18 protein-coding genes are annotated in these 16,997 nt (G+C 71.9%); 12 read left to right on the forward strand and 6 right to left on the reverse strand.

Annotated features, from left to right (window positions below; translation table 11 throughout):
* Nucleotides 1-48 precede the first annotated feature (48 nt).
* Nucleotides 49-945 carry a LysR family transcriptional regulator gene (locus QFW80_RS09965; protein ID WP_280601704.1) on the forward strand — a complete coding sequence of 299 codons (897 nt, stop codon included), beginning with the start codon at nucleotides 49-51 and terminating at the stop codon, nucleotides 943-945.
* 257 nt (nucleotides 946-1,202) lie between these two features.
* Nucleotides 1,203-1,913, forward strand: a complete 711-nt coding sequence (locus QFW80_RS09970) for an alpha/beta fold hydrolase (protein ID WP_280601706.1) — start codon at nucleotides 1,203-1,205, stop codon at nucleotides 1,911-1,913.
* Between the two features lie 225 nt (nucleotides 1,914-2,138).
* On the opposite strand, the gene QFW80_RS09975 is transcribed toward QFW80_RS09970, so the two are convergent.
* The 3 genes from QFW80_RS09975 to QFW80_RS09985 all read right to left on the reverse strand — a co-directional run bounded on the left by QFW80_RS09975 (nucleotide 2,139) and on the right by QFW80_RS09985 (nucleotide 4,687).
* On the reverse strand, nucleotides 2,139-2,975 hold the full coding sequence (locus QFW80_RS09975) for a DUF5694 domain-containing protein (RefSeq protein ID WP_280601708.1): 837 nt from the start codon (nucleotides 2,973-2,975) through the stop codon (nucleotides 2,139-2,141).
* Between the two features lie 20 nt (nucleotides 2,976-2,995).
* Nucleotides 2,996-4,117, reverse strand: a complete 1,122-nt coding sequence (locus QFW80_RS09980; protein WP_280601710.1) for a DUF4932 domain-containing protein — start codon at nucleotides 4,115-4,117, stop codon at nucleotides 2,996-2,998.
* 168 nt (nucleotides 4,118-4,285) lie between these two features.
* A complete protein-coding gene (locus tag QFW80_RS09985) occupies nucleotides 4,286-4,687 on the reverse strand; it encodes a hypothetical protein (protein ID WP_280601711.1) in 402 nt (133 codons plus the stop codon).
* 203 nt (nucleotides 4,688-4,890) lie between these two features.
* On the opposite strand from QFW80_RS09985, the gene QFW80_RS09990 reads away from it, so the two are divergent.
* The gene (locus QFW80_RS09990; RefSeq protein WP_280601712.1) at nucleotides 4,891-5,790 is read left to right on the forward strand and encodes a restriction endonuclease; all 900 of its coding nucleotides are present in this window, start codon (nucleotides 4,891-4,893) and stop codon (nucleotides 5,788-5,790) included.
* 48 nt (nucleotides 5,791-5,838) lie between these two features.
* Complete coding sequence (locus QFW80_RS09995; RefSeq protein ID WP_280601713.1) at nucleotides 5,839-6,138, forward strand: excalibur calcium-binding domain-containing protein; 300 nt, start codon at nucleotides 5,839-5,841, stop codon at nucleotides 6,136-6,138.
* 51 nt (nucleotides 6,139-6,189) lie between these two features.
* Here the strand turns inward: QFW80_RS09995 and QFW80_RS10000 are convergent, their stop codons facing one another.
* Nucleotides 6,190-6,813 (reverse strand): DUF6630 family protein, encoded by a 624-nt coding sequence (locus QFW80_RS10000; protein ID WP_280601714.1) that lies wholly within the window; start codon nucleotides 6,811-6,813, stop codon nucleotides 6,190-6,192.
* 406 nt (nucleotides 6,814-7,219) lie between these two features.
* Between QFW80_RS10000 and QFW80_RS10005 the strand changes: the two genes are divergently transcribed.
* The 4 genes from QFW80_RS10005 to QFW80_RS10020 all read left to right on the forward strand — a co-directional run bounded on the left by QFW80_RS10005 (nucleotide 7,220) and on the right by QFW80_RS10020 (nucleotide 11,309).
* Nucleotides 7,220-7,753 (forward strand): hypothetical protein, encoded by a 534-nt coding sequence (locus QFW80_RS10005; RefSeq protein ID WP_280601716.1) that lies wholly within the window; start codon nucleotides 7,220-7,222, stop codon nucleotides 7,751-7,753.
* Nucleotides 7,754-8,057: 304 nt separating this feature from the next.
* Complete coding sequence (locus QFW80_RS10010; RefSeq protein ID WP_280601717.1) at nucleotides 8,058-8,387, forward strand: metalloregulator ArsR/SmtB family transcription factor; 330 nt, start codon at nucleotides 8,058-8,060, stop codon at nucleotides 8,385-8,387.
* Nucleotides 8,388-8,397: 10 nt separating this feature from the next.
* Nucleotides 8,398-8,829 carry an SRPBCC family protein gene (locus QFW80_RS10015; RefSeq protein WP_280601719.1) on the forward strand — a complete coding sequence of 144 codons (432 nt, stop codon included), beginning with the start codon at nucleotides 8,398-8,400 and terminating at the stop codon, nucleotides 8,827-8,829.
* A gap of 338 nt (nucleotides 8,830-9,167) precedes the next feature.
* Nucleotides 9,168-11,309, forward strand: a complete 2,142-nt coding sequence (locus QFW80_RS10020; RefSeq protein WP_280601720.1) for a prolyl oligopeptidase family serine peptidase — start codon at nucleotides 9,168-9,170, stop codon at nucleotides 11,307-11,309.
* 197 nt (nucleotides 11,310-11,506) lie between these two features.
* Here the strand turns inward: QFW80_RS10020 and QFW80_RS10025 are convergent, their stop codons facing one another.
* Both QFW80_RS10025 and QFW80_RS10030 read right to left on the reverse strand, forming a co-directional pair.
* A complete protein-coding gene (locus tag QFW80_RS10025) occupies nucleotides 11,507-12,517 on the reverse strand; it encodes an aldo/keto reductase (protein ID WP_280601721.1) in 1,011 nt (336 codons plus the stop codon).
* A 116-nt stretch (nucleotides 12,518-12,633) separates the two neighbouring features.
* Nucleotides 12,634-13,518 (reverse strand): LysR family transcriptional regulator, encoded by an 885-nt coding sequence (locus QFW80_RS10030; RefSeq protein ID WP_280601723.1) that lies wholly within the window; start codon nucleotides 13,516-13,518, stop codon nucleotides 12,634-12,636.
* 253 nt (nucleotides 13,519-13,771) lie between these two features.
* On the opposite strand from QFW80_RS10030, the gene QFW80_RS10035 reads away from it, so the two are divergent.
* From QFW80_RS10035 to QFW80_RS10050, 4 genes are all read left to right on the forward strand, one after another.
* Nucleotides 13,772-14,518 (forward strand): SDR family oxidoreductase, encoded by a 747-nt coding sequence (locus tag QFW80_RS10035; protein ID WP_280601724.1) that lies wholly within the window; start codon nucleotides 13,772-13,774, stop codon nucleotides 14,516-14,518.
* Nucleotides 14,519-14,535: 17 nt separating this feature from the next.
* Entirely contained in the window at nucleotides 14,536-15,465 is a 930-nt protein-coding gene (locus tag QFW80_RS10040) for an SDR family NAD(P)-dependent oxidoreductase (RefSeq protein ID WP_280601725.1), read from the forward strand.
* A 73-nt stretch (nucleotides 15,466-15,538) separates the two neighbouring features.
* Complete coding sequence (locus QFW80_RS10045; protein WP_280601726.1) at nucleotides 15,539-16,051, forward strand: DUF1097 domain-containing protein; 513 nt, start codon at nucleotides 15,539-15,541, stop codon at nucleotides 16,049-16,051.
* Nucleotides 16,052-16,083: 32 nt separating this feature from the next.
* Nucleotides 16,084-16,839 (forward strand): SDR family NAD(P)-dependent oxidoreductase, encoded by a 756-nt coding sequence (locus QFW80_RS10050; RefSeq protein WP_280601727.1) that lies wholly within the window; start codon nucleotides 16,084-16,086, stop codon nucleotides 16,837-16,839.
* The last annotated feature ends 158 nt before the right edge of the window (nucleotides 16,840-16,997 follow it).

Raw genomic sequence — 16,997 nt, forward strand, 5'->3', positions numbered from 1 at the left:
CGCGAGAAGCCGGCAATTGCTGATTGCACTGGTTAGACTTGCTAACCAATGTCGCCCGACCTCAACCTCCTGCGCCTGTTCCTCGCCGTCGCCGAGGCGGGCAGCTTCCGCGCCGCCGCCGACGCGCTGGGCGTCACCCGCTCGGCCGTCAGCCAGGGCATCCGCCGACTCGAGGACACGCTGGGCGTGGCCCTGGTCCAGCGCACCACCCGCAGCGTCCGGCTCACCGAGGCGGGCGAACGCCTGCATGCGCAGGTCGCCGCGCCGCTGCGCACGGTCGGCGCCGCGCTCGATGAGGCGGTCGACGACGGCCCGCCGCGCGGCCTGCTGCGGGTCAGCGTGTCGTCGATCGCCGAACGGTTCCTGTCCGGCCCGTTCGTGGCCGCCTTCGCCCAGGCGTATCCGGGCATCACCCTGGATGTCACCGTGACCGACGCTCCGGTGGATCTGGTCGCCGCCGGCTTCGATGCCGGCGTGCAGCTGGGCGAGGTGATCGAGCAGGACATGGTGGCGGTGCCGTTCAGCGGCCCGCAGCGGCAGCTGGCGGTGGCCGCGCCCGCCTACGTCGAGGCGCACGGCCTGCCGCGGCATCCGCGCGAGCTCGTGCACCACCGCTGCATCGGCTGGCGTCCCGCGCCGGAGACTGCGCCCTATCGCTGGGAGTTCAGCGAAGATGGGCGCGAGTTCGCGGTCGACGTGGATCCGCAGGTCACCACCAACGACCTGCGCGTGATGCTGACCACGGCGCTGTCCGGCGGCGGGATCACGTTCGGCCTGGAGGAGAATTTCCGGGACTGGATCCGCGCCGGACGCCTGGTGCCGATGCTGCAGGACTACCTGCCGCCGTTTGCCGGCTTCTTCCTCTACTTCCCCAACCGCCACAACCAGCCGCGCAAGCTGCGCGCGCTGGTGGAGCACGTGCGCACGTTCGGCGAGCCCGGATAACCTGCGATACGGCACGCAGGCAGCCGGAAACCGGATCATGCCCGGCTTCCAGCCGACCGAGGGTGACGTCAGCCAGATCCGGGGAGTGGCCGGGACTTCTCTTGCGACGTGTCCGGCGACGGCTTTGCTGGTAGGGTGCGGGCGCGAACGGCGGAGCGCATCGGCGCAAGCCGACGGCTCGCCCAGGCCGGCCCCGCTTCCCGGCGCCTGTCCGTCGGACCGAATCGCTTGTGACGCAGGAATCCGGGAGGATACGCATGGAGTTTCATGAGTTCGGGCGCGGCGGAGGCGAGCCCCTCGTGTTCTTCATGGGGACGCCGCAGCGAGGCGAATCCGGGAGCGAGTTCTCCGAACTGGCGACCCGGTCGAACGTACGGCTGATCTGCCCGACGCGCCCCTGGTACGACCGTGCCGACTGCGAGCCTTCATTCGATGTCTGCACCCGGCACACCCTGCAGTACCTGGAATCCATCGGCATCGGCAGCTGCCATGCGATGGGGGGCAGCGGCGGCGGGCCATTCGCGCTCCACCTGGCGGCCAACGCTCCGGACCGTGTGCGGGGGTGCTATCTGCTGGCGTCGATGGGCACGCCGGAGACGTTCACCCGGACGGTGACCTCGCCGCCGACGCTCCAGCTGCTCGAGCTGTTCCGCGGCAACAGCTACGAGGATGCAATGCAGGCGCTCGGCACTTGGGGCGTGCCCCGTGACCTGGCCCACGGCGCCTGGGGCGACTTCAAGGTGCTCCTGGGGTCGTGGGACTCGATTCCGTATGCCAACGCACCGATGGTCTACGTCCATCATGGCGAAGGCGACGAGAACGCGCCCGTCGAGAGCATCGCAGACCTCGCTTCCCGGTTGCCGAAGTGCGAATGGAGAATTTCGAACGACGCCAGCCATGTCGCACTCGCGCAGGACGAATCGTTCACCGAGTTGAAAAGGATCTTTGCTGAAGTCGGCCGGCAATGACCGCCCGGAAACAGGGCCAGTCGTAGCCCGGATAAGCCCGCAGGGCGCATCCGGGATTCGCCGCCGAGTCCTGGTGCGGATCGCTCGCGCCGGTGCGGGATGACGTCGGCCGCCTTCCCCGGTGCGGCTTCGCCTTACCCGGGCTACGTGGTGGCCGGTCCGGCGGCGCGAAGGCCTCGCTGCGGACCGACGCTGCGTACGGTGGCGCGGCGCCGAACCTCCGAATCAACCCGCCCCGCGGGCCCTGTCCGCCGCCTGCAGGTACCGCGACGGATGCACCACCTCCACGTCATCCAGCCCGGTCATGCACTCGCGCAGCCAGTACACGTGGCCCACGCCGTACAGCACCACGATGTTGTCGCCGGGCTGCGCCACCTGCAGGATGCGCGCGCAGATCTGCATGTTGCGCGCGTACCAGTCGGTCACCAGCTTCGCGCCGGGGTACTGGCCGTCGCCGGATACCCGCAGCCAGCGCCGGTACATGCGATGGTTGGCCTCGATCATCGCATCGCTGTTGAGCCAGTCCAGGTAGCCCGGGATCGAAAGCGTGGTGAGCCGTTCGCCCATCTGCCGGCCCACTTCGGCGCCCTCGGCCATGGTCTCGCGCATCTCGCGCGCGCCACGCGCCGCGGTCACCGCGCGCAGCGGATCCAGGTCGAACTCGCCGGTCACGTCCACCGCGTGCAGGCGCTTGATGCCGGCCTTCATCGCCAGCCGCTGCGCCACCTGGACAATCTCGTTGCGGTCGGTACGCAGCGCATCGGGATCCAGCGGCTCCGGCCACACCAGGTCGGTGCCGCCGGTGCGCGCTTCCACCGCCACCTTGGTGGGCGCGAACGCCAGCAGCGCGTCGGCCAGCGCTTCCAGCTCGGCCTGGCGGCGCGGCGCCAGGACGTCGTCGCTGTCGATGTTGACCGCGTCCTGGCCGGGGTTGTGCATGTGGAAGGTCCCCAGCAGCAGGATGCGGATCGGTCTGGCGTCCGCCGCAGCGACCGGGCCGGCCAGCAGCAGCGTGGCGGCAAGGCCCGCGGCCAGCAGGCGCGGGAGCGGCAGGAATCGCATGGCGAAGGAATGCGTAAGGGTCATGGGGCCTCGTCGTCGACGCTGCTGATGAAGCCGGCCAGGGCCGGCAGGTAGGCGCGGAAATCGCGTTCGTGGCGGCCGGGCGCGTACGCATCGCGAAAATGCTCGACCACTGGCCGGTACAGCGTGCCGCCCATCGCCTCGTTCTGCGCGAGGTGTGTCTCCGCCGACGTGCTGCCGAAACGTTCGCCCTTGAGGTGGATCGCCACCGCATCCGACAGCACTTCGTGCACGAAGAAATAGGTGTCCAGCCGCGGATCCTCGAACACCTTGAACTGGCGGGAGAAGTCGTCGGCGTAGTCGATGGCCATCAGCACCTCGCGCTGGCCCTCGGCGAACTGCTCCAGCGCGATGTGGGTGGCTTCGTGCCAGACCGCGTTGGCCAGGGGTTCGTCGGCATAGTCGAAGCGCGCGGCATCGGTCGGGCCCTCGGGCAGGAACCGCGGGTCGAACGGCACCAGGATCGGGCCGTAGCCGGCGTGCCGCGGCGCCACCTCGTCGATCACGATGTTGGCCTTGAGCACCACGCCCAGCGGCGAGATCGAGAAGTACAGCGTCTTGTCCAGCCCGGTGCCGTAGAAATCGGCGAGTTCGGGCAACGGGTCGGCCGCGTCCAGCCGCGCCTCGAACTGCGCCACCCAGCGCGCGTACTCGGCCTCGTGGGCGGCGAAGAAGCCGGCGAAATCCGAGTCCTTCGCGAACTCGACCGCCAGCCGCAGGTACTCGCGCAGGTAGGCCTCGTCCCTGATCAGGCCCAGGTGGGCGAAGCCCTCCGGTTCCGCCAGCCTGGGGCCGGGGAACTCGAGCGCCCAGCCCAGCTCGGCGAAGTCGTTGTACGGCAGCGTGCGCGCATGCACCACCGCGGGGTGATCGCGCAGGTGGCCGAACCATGCGTCCACGTCGCGGCGATAGTCGTACTCGCGCACCGGCGGGCCGTACACGCGCGCCAGGTAGTTGATGACGTGCAGCAGTTCGGTGCCCGGATGCACCGCCACCACGTGCGCGATCGCCGGGGCGTCGGGTGCAGCGAGTGTCGGTGCGGCGGTGGCGTCTCCGGGAACGGGAGGCCGGCTGCAGGCGGCCAGCAGCAGGGCGAGGCCGATCGGGAACAGTCGCGTCACGTGCATCGGTTGGAGCGGGACACGCGATGCATGGTAGCAACACCCATCGGCGCTACCCCGCGATGCTCGCCGCCGAAACGCGAAGGGCGCGCGTGAATGCGGACGCAGCGTGCCGCATCGGCCCTCCCACCGGAAGGCGGCCGCATGGCCCGCGCTTCCGCACGCACGTCAGCGCCGTCGCACCTGCGCCTGCCGCCGGCGCTCGGCCACGCCGGCCCAGTGCACCAGCCCGTGCAGCACCGCGAAGCACAGCACCAGCAGCGTCCACGCGACATCCAGGTTGAGGTACACGTTCGCCGCCCGGTTCAGCGCCCCCCATCCGGAGCGGCGCATCAGCCACGAGCCCTCGCCCAGCAGGCCGTGGACCGCCTGCGCCACCGACGGCGAGCCCCAGCGCCCCGCCTCGACCAGCCCCCAGAGGCCCAGCCCCAGGCAGGCGAAGAACGCCACCGCCAGCGCGCCCCCCAGCCACGGCAGCACCGCGCCCGCCCATCGCGCGTGCGGCCACAGCTGCAGCGCGCCCAGCCCCCAGGCCAGGGCAATCAGGCACAGCGCGAACAGCAGGGACATGGGCGGCTCATCCATCGTGGCGAGGCCACAGCATCGCCGGACGGCCCGGGAGGCGCGATGAACCGGGGCTCCGCCGCACGCGCGCAACCGCGCCGGCTGTGCGCGCCGGTGCCGGGAGTCCCGGTGCGGAGGCCGCCCTGTCTTCCGTCCGGTGCGCCGGCGCGCTATCGTCGCCGCCGGGGAAAAATGTGACGGGGGTCCGCATGGGACGCGGAAGGGGTAGCGCGCTCGGGACGCTGGCCAGGCTGCCTTGGCCAGTGGCGCTGGCGGCCGGCATCGCGGGCTTCGCACTGCTCCGCCATGGGCTGCCGGCATGGTTCGCGGATGGCGGCGGCGCGTTCGGCCAGCTCTTCGCACACGGCAATCCGTTCGCCCCGCTGGCCTGGCTGGTCCTCGCCGCGTGCGCCCTGGCCTCGCTGGCGTCGTTCGCCGCCGCCAGGCGGAGACGGACGCTGCTGGACGCGCAGACCGGACTGGATTCAGTGGCCGCGCTGGGCTGGCGCGACTTCGAGCGCCTGGTCGGCGAGGCTTTCCGCCGCCAGGGGTACGTGGTGGAAGAAAGCGGACTCGGCGGCGCCGACGGCGGCATCGACCTGGTGCTGCGCAAGGACGACCGGCGCACGCTGGTGCAGTGCAAGCAGTGGCGCCGGCGCAAGGTGCCGGTCAACGTGGTGCGCGAAATGATGGGCCTGCTGGTCCATCACCGCGCCCACGCCGTGCGCATCGCCGCGCTGGGCGGCTTCAGCCGCGATGCGGCACGCTTCGCGGCCGCCAAGCCGATCGCGCTGATCGACGGCGACACCCTGCTGGCGATGATCCGCGGGGTGCAGGCGACGCCGCCGGGCGCGACCCGGGTGGCGCCCGGTGGCGCTCCGGGCACGCCAGCCAGCGCGCCGGCCGCCGACCGTGCCCGCGCTGCGGCCACGACCGCCGCATCCGCTGCCCAGGACGACGCGGCCCCGGACGATCCGCCCGCGCTCGCCGCCGAGACCACGCCCGACTGCCCGCGCTGCGGCGCGGCCATGGTCAGCCGCATCAACCGTTTCACCGCCGCCACGTTCTGGGGCTGCGCGAGCTTTCCCGCCTGCCGCGGCACGCGCTGACCGGCCGCGGGTTTCGACCATCGCAGTCGCCACTCCGGGAGATCCGTCATGAAGACGCTCGTCGTGCTGTTGATCCTTGCGGTCGCCGCCTGGGGCGGCTGGCGCCACTTCAGGTCGAATGACGCGCGTGCCGGGGCGCCGCCGCGCCCGGCCCTCACGACGTCATCCGCGCCCGCGGTCGCACCCGGGCGGCCGGAGGTCGTGTCCGGCTTCACCTGCGATGGCCGCACCCATTGCTCGCAGATGCGCTCCTGCGAGGAGGCGACCTATTTCCTGCGGCATTGCCCGGACACGAAGATGGACGGCAACTGCGACGGCGTCCCGTGCGAACGGCAGTGGTGCGGCTGAGTCCGCACGCGCCATCGCCGTTCCAAGGGCCGATCCGGGCGGGCCATGCGCTCAGGTGCCCGCCAGCCGCACCTCGATGCCCAGTGCGGAGGCGACCACGCGCATGCCTTCGTCGTCGCCGGCCAGCGTCATCCAGCCGGCGCGCGCGTCCGTGCCGGTCTCCCAGGTCCACAGGCTGTAGCCGTCCAGGCGCAGCTGGTCGTGCGCGGTCTCGAGCAGGGCATCGGTCGACGCCTGCGCGAGGAAGGCGTCGTCGGTCGGGTCTTCCACGCCCCAGTCGAAGGTGATGCCGAAGCGCGCGGCCAGTTCGGCGAGACAGTCGATCAGGGCGCCGGGATCGGTCTCCTCGATGTGGAAGCCGGACTTCCAGTCGATCACGTCCTTCAGCACCCACGCTACGTCGACGTCCTCCGCATCGCCGCCGTCGAGCGCTTCCTGGAACGCGCCGAACTGCTGCAGCGCCGCGTCCTCGTCGCCGGGATTGACGAGCAGCAGCAGCTGCCAGACCAGGGCCTCGGCCGAGAGGTCCTCGTCCAGGTCCATGCGATCGGCGTCGCCGGTGTAGTTGTCGTCCGGGTCGAATTCGGGGTCGGGCGTGGCCATGGTCATGGGATCCGCGGGCAGGTGGGGCGCAGCGGCCGCGCGCGTGGTCGCACGGGCGGGTGCGTATGACATGCTAATGCGTCCATGGCCGCGGGCGTGTCGGGCACGTGCCGATGGCTGGCGGGAGCGCGCAACGGTTCGCGGGTTCAGGCGATGGACGCGTGCGTCGCCGCCCGGCGCAGGCGCGATGGAATCGGACGCCGCAGCGGAATCCCGCTCGCCTGCATGCGCCCGCACGCGCATTCCACAGCGCGGTGGCCCGGCTCCGTGCATCAGGCGTGGCGCATTGCGCGCCGCCCATGCAGCCACTTCCGATCCGTACCCGGACGGTAAGACGGCGTGAGGCCGCGGCCGGCGTGTCCGCACGGGATGCGAATCCCCGGTGTGGTCTCCTGCATGCGCAGGGCGGCCACGCGGGCGGCCGATCCGGCGTCACGGCGTTCGAGTCGTGTGCCCGAATCCGGAGAGGACAACCGACATGATGACCATCCACGCGTTCGCACTGACGGCCATGGCCATCGCCCTCTCCACCGGCGTCGCGTACGCTCAACAGCGCGCTGGTACCGGCAGCGAGGGTGCGCAACCGACGCCACCGGCGCGCCCTGCCGTGCAGCCCGTGCGACCGGTGGCACAGCCGGCCCGGCCGCTCGGCCAATCCGCGCGTCCGCTCGCGCAGCCGACGCGTCCGCTGACGCAGCCGGTGCGGCCGCTCGCGGAGCCCACCCGGCCGCTGGTGCAGCCGCAGGTGCCCACCACGCGTATCCCGGGGCAACCGCCGGGCACGGCGACGCGGGAGTTCGGCGGCGACCGCACGCCCGGCTACGAGGAGATCAACGCGCGCGGCGACGGCAGCGTGCGGCGGGTCGACCTGTCCCGGCACGCCGACCTGCAGGAGCGTTTCGGCGAGATCGACACCGTGCCCGACGGCACCATCACACGCGCCGAATACGAGGCCTGGAAGGCGCGCGAGCGGACCGGCGAGATGCTGCGTCCGCCGGACGGCGACGACTGACGCGCACGCTGCACGCCGGATCCGGGGCGACCTAGGCCACCCGAGGCCTGCGCGTCTGCGGCGACCCTGTCCGAGTCCGCGAGGCGCGCGCCGCAAGCGATGGGCGCGCTGCAGGATCGATGCCTCGTGCGCCTGTCCTGACGGTTGGCGTCAGGGGCGTGCCGGCACCGCGCAGGCGCTCGGCGCGCCCGACGCGATTCGGTCGCTGCGGGCGCCTGCGTTCACCCGCCAAGCGCCCGATATCGAAGTTCGGCCCCACACGCGTCCGATTGACATGCCTGATAACATTCACCAAGATGGGTGAATGTTGAAGCACGACGCCCGCGACAATGTGCTGATCGCCTTCGCCGATCCGGTGCGGCGCGCGATCCTGGAGCGCCTCGCGCGCGGCGAGGCGCGCGTGACCGACGTGGCCGCGCCGTTCGCGATCTCGCTCAACTCGGTCTCCAAGCACATCCGCATCCTCGAGCGCGCGCGCCTGGTGCGGCGCCGCCGCGTGGGGCGCGAACACCTGCTGCGGATCGACCCGCGGCCGATCGAGGACGCCGCGGCGTGGATGCACGCCCGCACCGCCCAGTGGAGCGGGCGCCTCGAGCGCCTCGCCCGGGTCCTCGATTCCGCATCGCCCGACTGAAGGAGCCCGCATGACCGCGCCGATCCTGATCCGCGTCACCCACCGCTACGCGCATCCAGCCGCACGCGTGTTCGATGCCTGGCTGGACCCCGCCACCGTCGCGCGCTTCATGTTCTCCGCCGAGACCGGCGGTCTGGTGCGCTGCGAACTCGACCCGCGCGTAGGCGGCCGCTTCGTCATGGTCGACCGCCGCGCCGATGGCGATGTCGAGCACTGCGGCCGCTACCTGGAGATCGACCGTCCGCACCGGCTGGTGTTCACCTTCGGCATTCCCGCCGTCTCGCCCGACGAGGACCGCATCACGCTGGACTTCCGCGCGCTCGACGACGGCTGCGAACTCACGCTCACCGCCGAAATGGATCCGGCCTGGCGCGAGTACGAGGACAGCAGCCGCCAGGCCTGGGCGAAGATGCTGGCGGCGCTGGAGCAGGCGTTGGACTGACGGATGCGGGGCCCGGCGCGATCAGACGCGTCGCCCGGATACGGCCGCAGGCCACATCCGGCGAGACGGAGACATCGGAGCACGATCCGAGCCCGCGTCGTTCTGAGGGCGGCGGCGCTCCGTTGTGCCGGAGCGGGGGCGCTCGTCGTGTGGCCTGGCAGCGGCAGCCGGGTGCGCTTTGCTGACCCGGGCTACGGGACCGGCATGCGTGGCCGGAACCCGAATTCGCCGCATCCGGCAGGGGACCGCAATGGTGTGCCTGTCGGTTCGTCGGCGCTTTTCGCGTTCAAAACCAGGCACCCCGCACCTTGCGTTTCGTCCCGATCCGGAGAGCCCTGATGCCCCATGTCCGCCTGTCGCGACCGCTGTGCCTGCTCGCCCTGCTGGTTCCCTGCCTGGCCGTCGCCCAGCCGCCCGTCGCGAAGGTCGAGCCGGTGGTCGACGACTACTACGGCACCCGCGTCACCGACCCGTACCGCTGGATGGAGAGCGGCAAGGATCCGGAATGGCTGCCGTGGCTGAAGGCGCAGGGCGCGCACACGCAGACGGTGTTCGCGGCGCTGCCGGGGCGTGCGTCGCTGCTGGCCGACGTGGCCGCACGCTCGGGAGAACTGAGCAGCGTGGGCCGCAGCGAACTGGCGGGCGGCCGCGTCTTCCACGAGATCCGCGCCGCCGGCGAGCAGGACACCAAGCTGATGGTGCGCGAGGCCGACGGCACGGTGCGCGTGCTGCTCGACCCCACCCAGCTGCAGGGCGACGGCGAACAGGTGCTCGACACCTGGTCCGCCGCACCCGACGGCATGCACGTGCTGGTGGCGCTGTCCAAACGCGGTACCGAACATTCCACCCTGCGGGTGCTCGAGGTGGCCGGCGCGACCCTGCTGCCCGCGGCGATCCCGCACGCGATGGCAATGGGCTGGACCACCGACGGCCGCGCCTTCAGCTATCTCAAGTTCGTCGGCGAGCCGGGCACGCCCGGGTACTTCGTCGGCAACGAGCCGCGCCTGCACCGCGTGGGCGCGGACGCCGCCGACATGGTGCTGGCGCGACGCGGCGAAGGCGGCATCGAGGCCGCGCCGACCCAGTTCCTGCCGGTGCTGTTCGATCCGGGCAGCGACACCGCGCTGGCCTTCGTGCGCGACGGCCGCAGCGAGATGGCCATGTACCGCGCCGATGCCGACACGGCGATGACCGGCCAGGCGCAGTGGACCCGCTTCGCCGGCTTCGACGATCTGGTTGTGGACGCCGCGCTGCACGGCGACCGCATGTTCCTGCTGTCGAAGCAGGGCGCGTCCGGTGGCCGCGTGCTGGAAACCTCGGCGACCGCGCCGGACCTGGCGCGGGCGCGCGCGCTGTCGCTGCCGGGCGATCCGGTGATCGAATCGTTCCTGCCCACCCGCACCGGGCTGCTGGTGCGCACGCTCGAGGGCGCGGTGTCCGGGCTGTGGCGGATCGCCGACGGGCAGGCGCCCGAGCGCATCGCCCTGCCGTTCGACGGCCAGGTCTCGTGGCTGCGCGGCGACACGCACGCGGACCACGTGCTGGTGGCGATGACCGGCTGGTTCACGCCGCTCACCGTCTACCGCCTGGACCTGGACAGCGGCCGCATGGAAGACCTGACCCTGGTACCGCCGCCGCCGTTCGACATCGCGGGTTACGAGGCGCGCCGCAGCGTGGCCACCGCGCGCGACGGCGTGCAGGTGCCGTACACCCTCGTGATGAAGCAGGGCGCCACGCCCGACGCCAGTACGCCGGTGCTGCTCGAGGCCTACGGCTCCTACGGCTATCCCGCCTCGCCGCGGTTCAACGCGCGCCTGCTCGCCTTCCTCGATCGCGGCGGCGTGTACGCGGTGGCCAACGTGCGCGGCGGCGGAGAGTTCGGCCGCGACTGGCACTACGCCGGCAAGGCCGGCACCAAGGCCAACACCTGGCGCGATGCGATCGACGTGGCGGAGACGCTGGTGGCGGGCAAGGTGGGGTCGCCGGCCACGCTCACGCTGCTCGGCACCTCCGCCGGCGGGGTGATGCTGGGCGGCGCGATCAACGAACGCCCCGACCTGTTCAGCGGCGCGATCGCGAACGTTGGTTTCATGAATCCGATCCGCTACGTATCCGAGCAGAACTACGCCGACATCGAGGAGTGGGGCGGGCCGATCACGGATGAGGCCTCGTTCCGCACCATGTACGACCTCGATCCCTACCAGCACATCCGCGAGGGCGTGGACTATCCGGCGACGCTGGTGGTGAGCGGCCTCAACGATCCGCGCGCGGCCACCTTTCACAGCGCCAAGTACGCCGCGCGCCTGGCCGCCGCCACTGCCAGCGACGAACCGGTGCTGCTGCGCATCGATTTCGAGGCCGGCCACGGCATGGGGTCCAGCCGCAGCCAGCTCGACGAGGTATGGACGGACATCTACGCGTTCGCGCTGTGGCAGGGCGGCCTGCAGGCGTTTCAGCCGCCCGTGTCCGCGACGCCGTAGTCAAGCGGGCCTCGCCCGCTCGCATGCCTGCGCCGCCGCAGCGCTGCTGGCGCCGGCCAACCGGGTGCAGGGGCGGCCGATGGTGGAACAGGCGTCGCTCGGCATCCGCCTCGTCCACCGCCGCCGCATCGGGCCCGGGTGCGCGTCTATTGCGCGATGTCCTGGTGCCGGCCGCGCTGAGCCGCGCGGCGCCGCGCTCAATTGTCGCTCGGCAACGGCGCCAGCGGATGCACCAGCTGCGCTTCGCGCAGCTCGCGCCAGAAATCGTCGGGCACGGTTTCGGCGAGCGCGGCGCGGTCCTCGGCGATCCGGTCGGGCCGGCTTGCGCCGGGAATCACCGCGGCCACCGCCGGATGGGCGAGCGCGAACTGCAGGCCCGCGGCCTTCATGCTCACGCCGTAGCGGTCGGCGATCGCCTTGATCCGCGCTACCTTGCCGAGGATGTGCGGCGGCGCGGGTGCGTATTCGAAATTCGGCCCGCCCACCAGCACCCCGGAGCTGTACGGGCCGCCGACCACGATGCCCAGGCCGCGTTCGGCCACCTTCGGCATCACCCGCTGCAGGGCGAGGTCGTGGTCGAGCAGGGTGTAGCGGCCGGCCAGCAGGAAGCCGTCGGGGCGCGGTTCGTCCAGGTCCAGCAGCAGCTCGATCGCCTCCACCTTGTTCACGCCCAGGCCCCAGGCCTGGATCACGCCCTCGTCGCGCAGCCGGTCGAGCGCGCGGAACGCGCCGGTGCGCGCGTGTTCGAACTGGCCGATCCATTCGTCGCCGTAAAAGTCCTGGGCCACGTCGTGCACCCAGGCAATCTCGATGCGGTCGGTGCGCAGGCGCTGCATGCTGTCGTCGAGCGAACGCAGGGTGGCGTCGTGCGAGTAGTCGTTGACCACGCGGTTGGGCCGGCCGTGCTCGAACAGGCCGCCCTTCTCGCCCTGGTCGCGTGCGCCGGTCTCGCGTTCGTCGAGGATCAGGCGGCCGACCTTGGTGCTGATCACGTACTCGTCGCGCGGGCGCGCCGAGAGCATCTCGCCCAGGCGCAGTTCGGCCAGCCCCGCGCCGTACAGCGGCGCGGTGTCGAAGTAGCGGATGCCGTCGTCCCAGGCGGCGTCGACCGTGGCGCGGGCTTCGTCCTCGGGGATGTCGCGGAACATGTTCCCAAGTGGCGCGGTCCCGAAGCCGACGCGCTGGGGCAGGAGGTCTTTCAGGGGCATGGGGGAATTCCTCGGAAAGCGGGGGAAGGCATGCGCGTGCGGGCACGCGAAGGCGCCAGCATGCACCCGCGCGCCTTCAGGCGATGTCGTCGCGGGCATCGAGCGCGGCGGCGAACTCAGCCGAACTCGCGCGCCGCCCAGTCGATGAACGCGCGCAGACGTGGCGAGGGCAGGCGCGTGCGGGTGTAGACGATGTGGACCGGGCTGGGCCTGGGCGGGGTCGCCGCCAGCAACGGCACCAGTTCGCCGGCGGCGAAATGCGGCTCCAGCCGGTAGCGCGGCGCCTGCAGCAGGCCGAAGCCGGCGAGCGCGGCGCCCAGGTACGACTCGGCGCCACCCACGCGCACGCGGGTGGGCAGCACCAGCTCGCGCACGCGGCTGCCGAGCTGGAATTCCAGCGGCAGCAGGCCGCCGGTCGAGGTCGACTGGAAGCCCACCATCAGATGGCCGTCCTGCAACGCGTCGATGGTGGCCGGGGTGCCGTGGCGCGCGCAGTAGCCGGGCGAGGCCGCGGTGGCTTCGGGAAGGGTGGTCAGCCGGCGTGCGACCAGGTCGCTGTCGCGCAGTTCGCCCACGCGCACCGCGCAGTCCACGCCCTCGCGCACCAGGTCGACGTAGCGGTCGCCCTCGCTGACGTCCAGTTCGATGCCGGGGTGCTGCGCCAGGAAGTCCGGCAGCCGCGGGAACAGCAGGTGCCGCGCCAGCATGCCGTGCACGTCGATGCGCAGCGGCCCGGCGGGTGCGGAGGCGCTGAACGCGCTTTCGGCATCCTCCATGTCAGCGATCAGGCGCAGGCACCGGCCGTAGAACGCCTCGCCCTCGAGCGTGGGCGCCACCTGGCGGGTGGTCCGCTGCAGCAGCTGCACGCCCACCCGCGCCTCGAGCGATTTGATCGCATCGGTGACGGTCGCGCGCGGCAGGTCCAGGTCGTCCGCGGCGCGGGTGAAGCTGCGGCGCTCCACGATCCGCGCGAATACGCGCATGGCGTCGATGCGGTCCATTGTCCGGTCTCTCGGATAGAGTTGCCGGATTATCGGGGATTATCCGGAAAAGATGAACGGATAAGGTCGTCGCACACCCAACCGACCCGTAAGACCGCCGCAAGCCGCCCCTGCCGACCATGCCGATGCGGCGCCGGCGAACCCTGGCGCGGCGCACGCGCCACCGGCCTTCCCCGGCGCCACGCCCGGCCTCGCCCTTCCCCCGTCAGCGCGGTCGCGCGCCGCGGCGCGCGCCCCTTCCCCGGAGTCCCCCATGTCCCAGCCAGCCCCGCCCCGTCCCGTCGCCCTGGTCACCGGCAGTTCCCGCGGCATCGGCGCCGCCATCGCGCAGCGTCTGGCCGCCGATGGCCACGCGGTGGTCCTCAATTACGCCGGCGGCCGCGAGGACGCCGACCAGGTCCTCGCGCGCATCGCCGATGCCGGTGGCGAGGCCATCGCCCTGAAGGCCGACGTGGCCGATCCCGCCGCCGTGCGACGGATGTTCGATGCGGCCGAGGCGCGCTTCGGCGGCATCGACGTGCTGGTCAACAACGCCGGCGTGATGCAGCTCGCGCCGCTGTCGGACACCGAAGACGACGTGTTCGACCGCATGCTGGCCATCAACCTCAAGGGCAGCTTCAACGCCATGCGCGAGGCGGCGCGGCGACTGCGCGACGGCGGGCGCATCGTCAGCCTGTCCACCAGCGTGGTCGGCCTGAAGCTGGAAACCTACGGCGCCTACGCCGCCACCAAGGCCGCCATCGAGACGCTGACCGCGATCCTCGCGAAGGAGCTGCGCGGTCGCTCGATCACGGTCAACGCGGTCGCGCCCGGTCCGACGGGCACCGCCCTGTTCCTCGACGGCAAGTCGCCCGAACTGATCGAGCGCATGGCCAAGATGACTCCGCTCGAGCGCCTCGGCACGCCCGACGACATCGCCTCGGTCGTGTCCTTCCTCGCCGGCGCCGACGGCGCCTGGATCAACGGCCAGGTGCTGCGCGCCAACGGCGGCATGGTCTGAACACGGGAGATCAAGACATGACTGAGCACATGCAGGCCTCGCGAGAGGCGCGCACGACCATCCTGGTCACCGGCGCCTCGTCCGGCTTCGGTGCGCTGAGCGCGCGCCGCCTGGCCGCGGCCGGGCACACCGTCTACGCCAGCATGCGCGACATCGCCGGGCGCAACGCGAAGCAGGCCGCCGCGGCCGCGTTGCATGCGTCCGAACACGGTGTCGACCTGCGCACGGTCGAGCTCGACGTGCTGTCGCAGGCGTCGGCCGACGCCGCCGTGCAGCACGTCCTCGACCAGGCCGGGCGCCTGGACGTGCTGGTCCACAACGCCGGCCACATGGTGTTCGGCCCCACGGAGGCGTTCACGCCGGAACAGTTCGTCGAGCAGTACGAGGTCAACGTGGTGGGTACCCAGCGTGTCAACCGCGCGGCGCTGCCGCACCTGCGCGCGCAGCGCAGCGGCCTGCTGGTGTGGGTGGGGTCGAGCAGCACGCGCGGTGGCACGCCACCGTACCTGGCGCCGTACTTCGCGGCGAAGGCGGCGATGGATTCGATCGCGGTCTCCTACGCGACCGAACTCTCGCGCTGGGGCATCGAGACCACCATCGTGCTGCCCGGTGCCTATACGCAGGGCACCAACCACTTCGCCAACGCCGGCAAGCCCGGCGATGCCGGGCGCGCGCGCGAGTACGACGAAGGCCCCTATGCCGGGCTGCCCGATCAGATCCTGGAGCGGCTGAAGGCGCTCGAGCCCGACGACGCCGACGTGGCCGATGTCGCCGCCGCGATCGCGCGCGTGGTCGAGCTGCCGCATGGCACGCGTCCGTTCCGCGTGCATGTGGACCCCAGCGAAGACGGCGCCGAAGCGGTGAACGCCGTGGGCGACCGCGTGCGCCGCGAGTTCTACCGCAACCTCGGGCTGGAAAGCCTGCTCAGGCCCGCTGCACCCGGCTGATCGCGGCGCAGGCACCCCGCCGGCCCCCCGCACGACCGCGGCCCCTCGCATTCGCCCGACCCGGACAGCACCCATGGGCCCTGCCCGAACCCCGCCCCGCGTGTTCTTCCTCACCACCCTCATCGCCGCCATCGTCGCGTCATCGGCGGCGGCGCTGAGCCTGACCGTCGGCTTGCCCGTCTGGGCGATGTTCGTCGGCTGGATCGCGTTCTACACCCGCGGCCTGACCACCCGCAGCACGTTCGAGAACCTCGGCTGCGTCGGCCTGGGTCTCGCGATCGGCCTGCTGGCCTCGCTCGCCCTGCCGCGCGTGGCGGCGATGACCGGGCCGGGCGTCGCGCTGCCGCTGGTAGTGCTCGTGGTCGCGTTCCAGGTCGTGAGCCTGCGCGGCCTGCCGGCGATGAACAACCTGCTGGCCTACTTCCTCGGCCTGGTGACGTGGTTCGCCGCCCACCTCGAACCGACCGTCGCGAGCTGGCTGCACCTGTTCGTTGCGACCGCGATCGGATCGGCCGCCGGCTGGATCGCGCATCGCCTGCCGGCGCGCATGGCGCGGGGAGATCGACCGGATCGTCACCGCGCGTGACTGACCCTTCCCACCGACATCAGGAGCATCCCGTGAGCAAGATCACCCTCATCACCGGCGGCAGCCGCGGCTTGGGCCGCAATACCGCCCTGGCCGTCGCCCGCAACGGCGGCGATGTCATCCTCACCTACCGCAGCCAGGCCGACGAGGCCGCGGTGGTCGTCGCCGAGATCGAAGCGCTCGGCCGGCGCGCGGTCGCGCTGCCGCTCGACACCGGCGACGTGTCCGGCTTCGAGGCCTTCGCCGAACGGGTCGACGCGGCGCTGCGCGGGACGTGGCGGCGCGACCGCTTCGACCACCTGGTCAACAACGCCGGCCACGGCCTCATGGCGCCGTTCGCCGAGACCACGGTCGAGCAGTTCGACCGCCTGATCGACGTGCAGCTCAAGGGCGTGTTCTTCCTCACCCAGGCGCTGCTGCCGCGGCTGGCCGACGGCAGCCGCATCGTCAACCTGTCCAGCGGACTCACCCGCTTCGCGTATCCGGGCTACGCCGCGTACGCGTCGGCAAAGGGCGCGGTCGAGGTGCTCACGCGCTACCTCGCCAAGGAGCTGGGCGAACGCGGCATCGCGGTGAACTGCGTCGCGCCCGGCGCGATCGAGACCGACTTCGGCGGCGGCGCGGTGCGCGACAACGCCGAGCTCAACGCCCACATCGCCAGCGCCACCGCGCTCGGCCGCGCGGGCGTGCCGGACGACATCGGGCCGATGATCGCCTCGCTGCTCACCGACGCCAACCGCTGGGTCAACGCGCAGCGAATCGAGGTCTCGGGCGGGCAGGGGATCTGAGCCCTGCACGGGGCGAGCGCATCCCCGGGCCGCGGAGTGCGGCGGCCGGGATGCGCGCCTGCGACGTGCCGTGTCGGGTCGTGGCCGCCCCCGCGAGGCGCGACTGGCAGGCGACACGGACATCGTCGCACCACTCGTCCGCCCGGCGGTTCCCCGGG

The sequence above is a fragment of the Luteimonas rhizosphaericola genome, from assembly GCF_029888045.1.
In the GTDB taxonomy this organism is placed as follows: domain Bacteria; phylum Pseudomonadota; class Gammaproteobacteria; order Xanthomonadales; family Xanthomonadaceae; genus Luteimonas; species Luteimonas rhizosphaericola.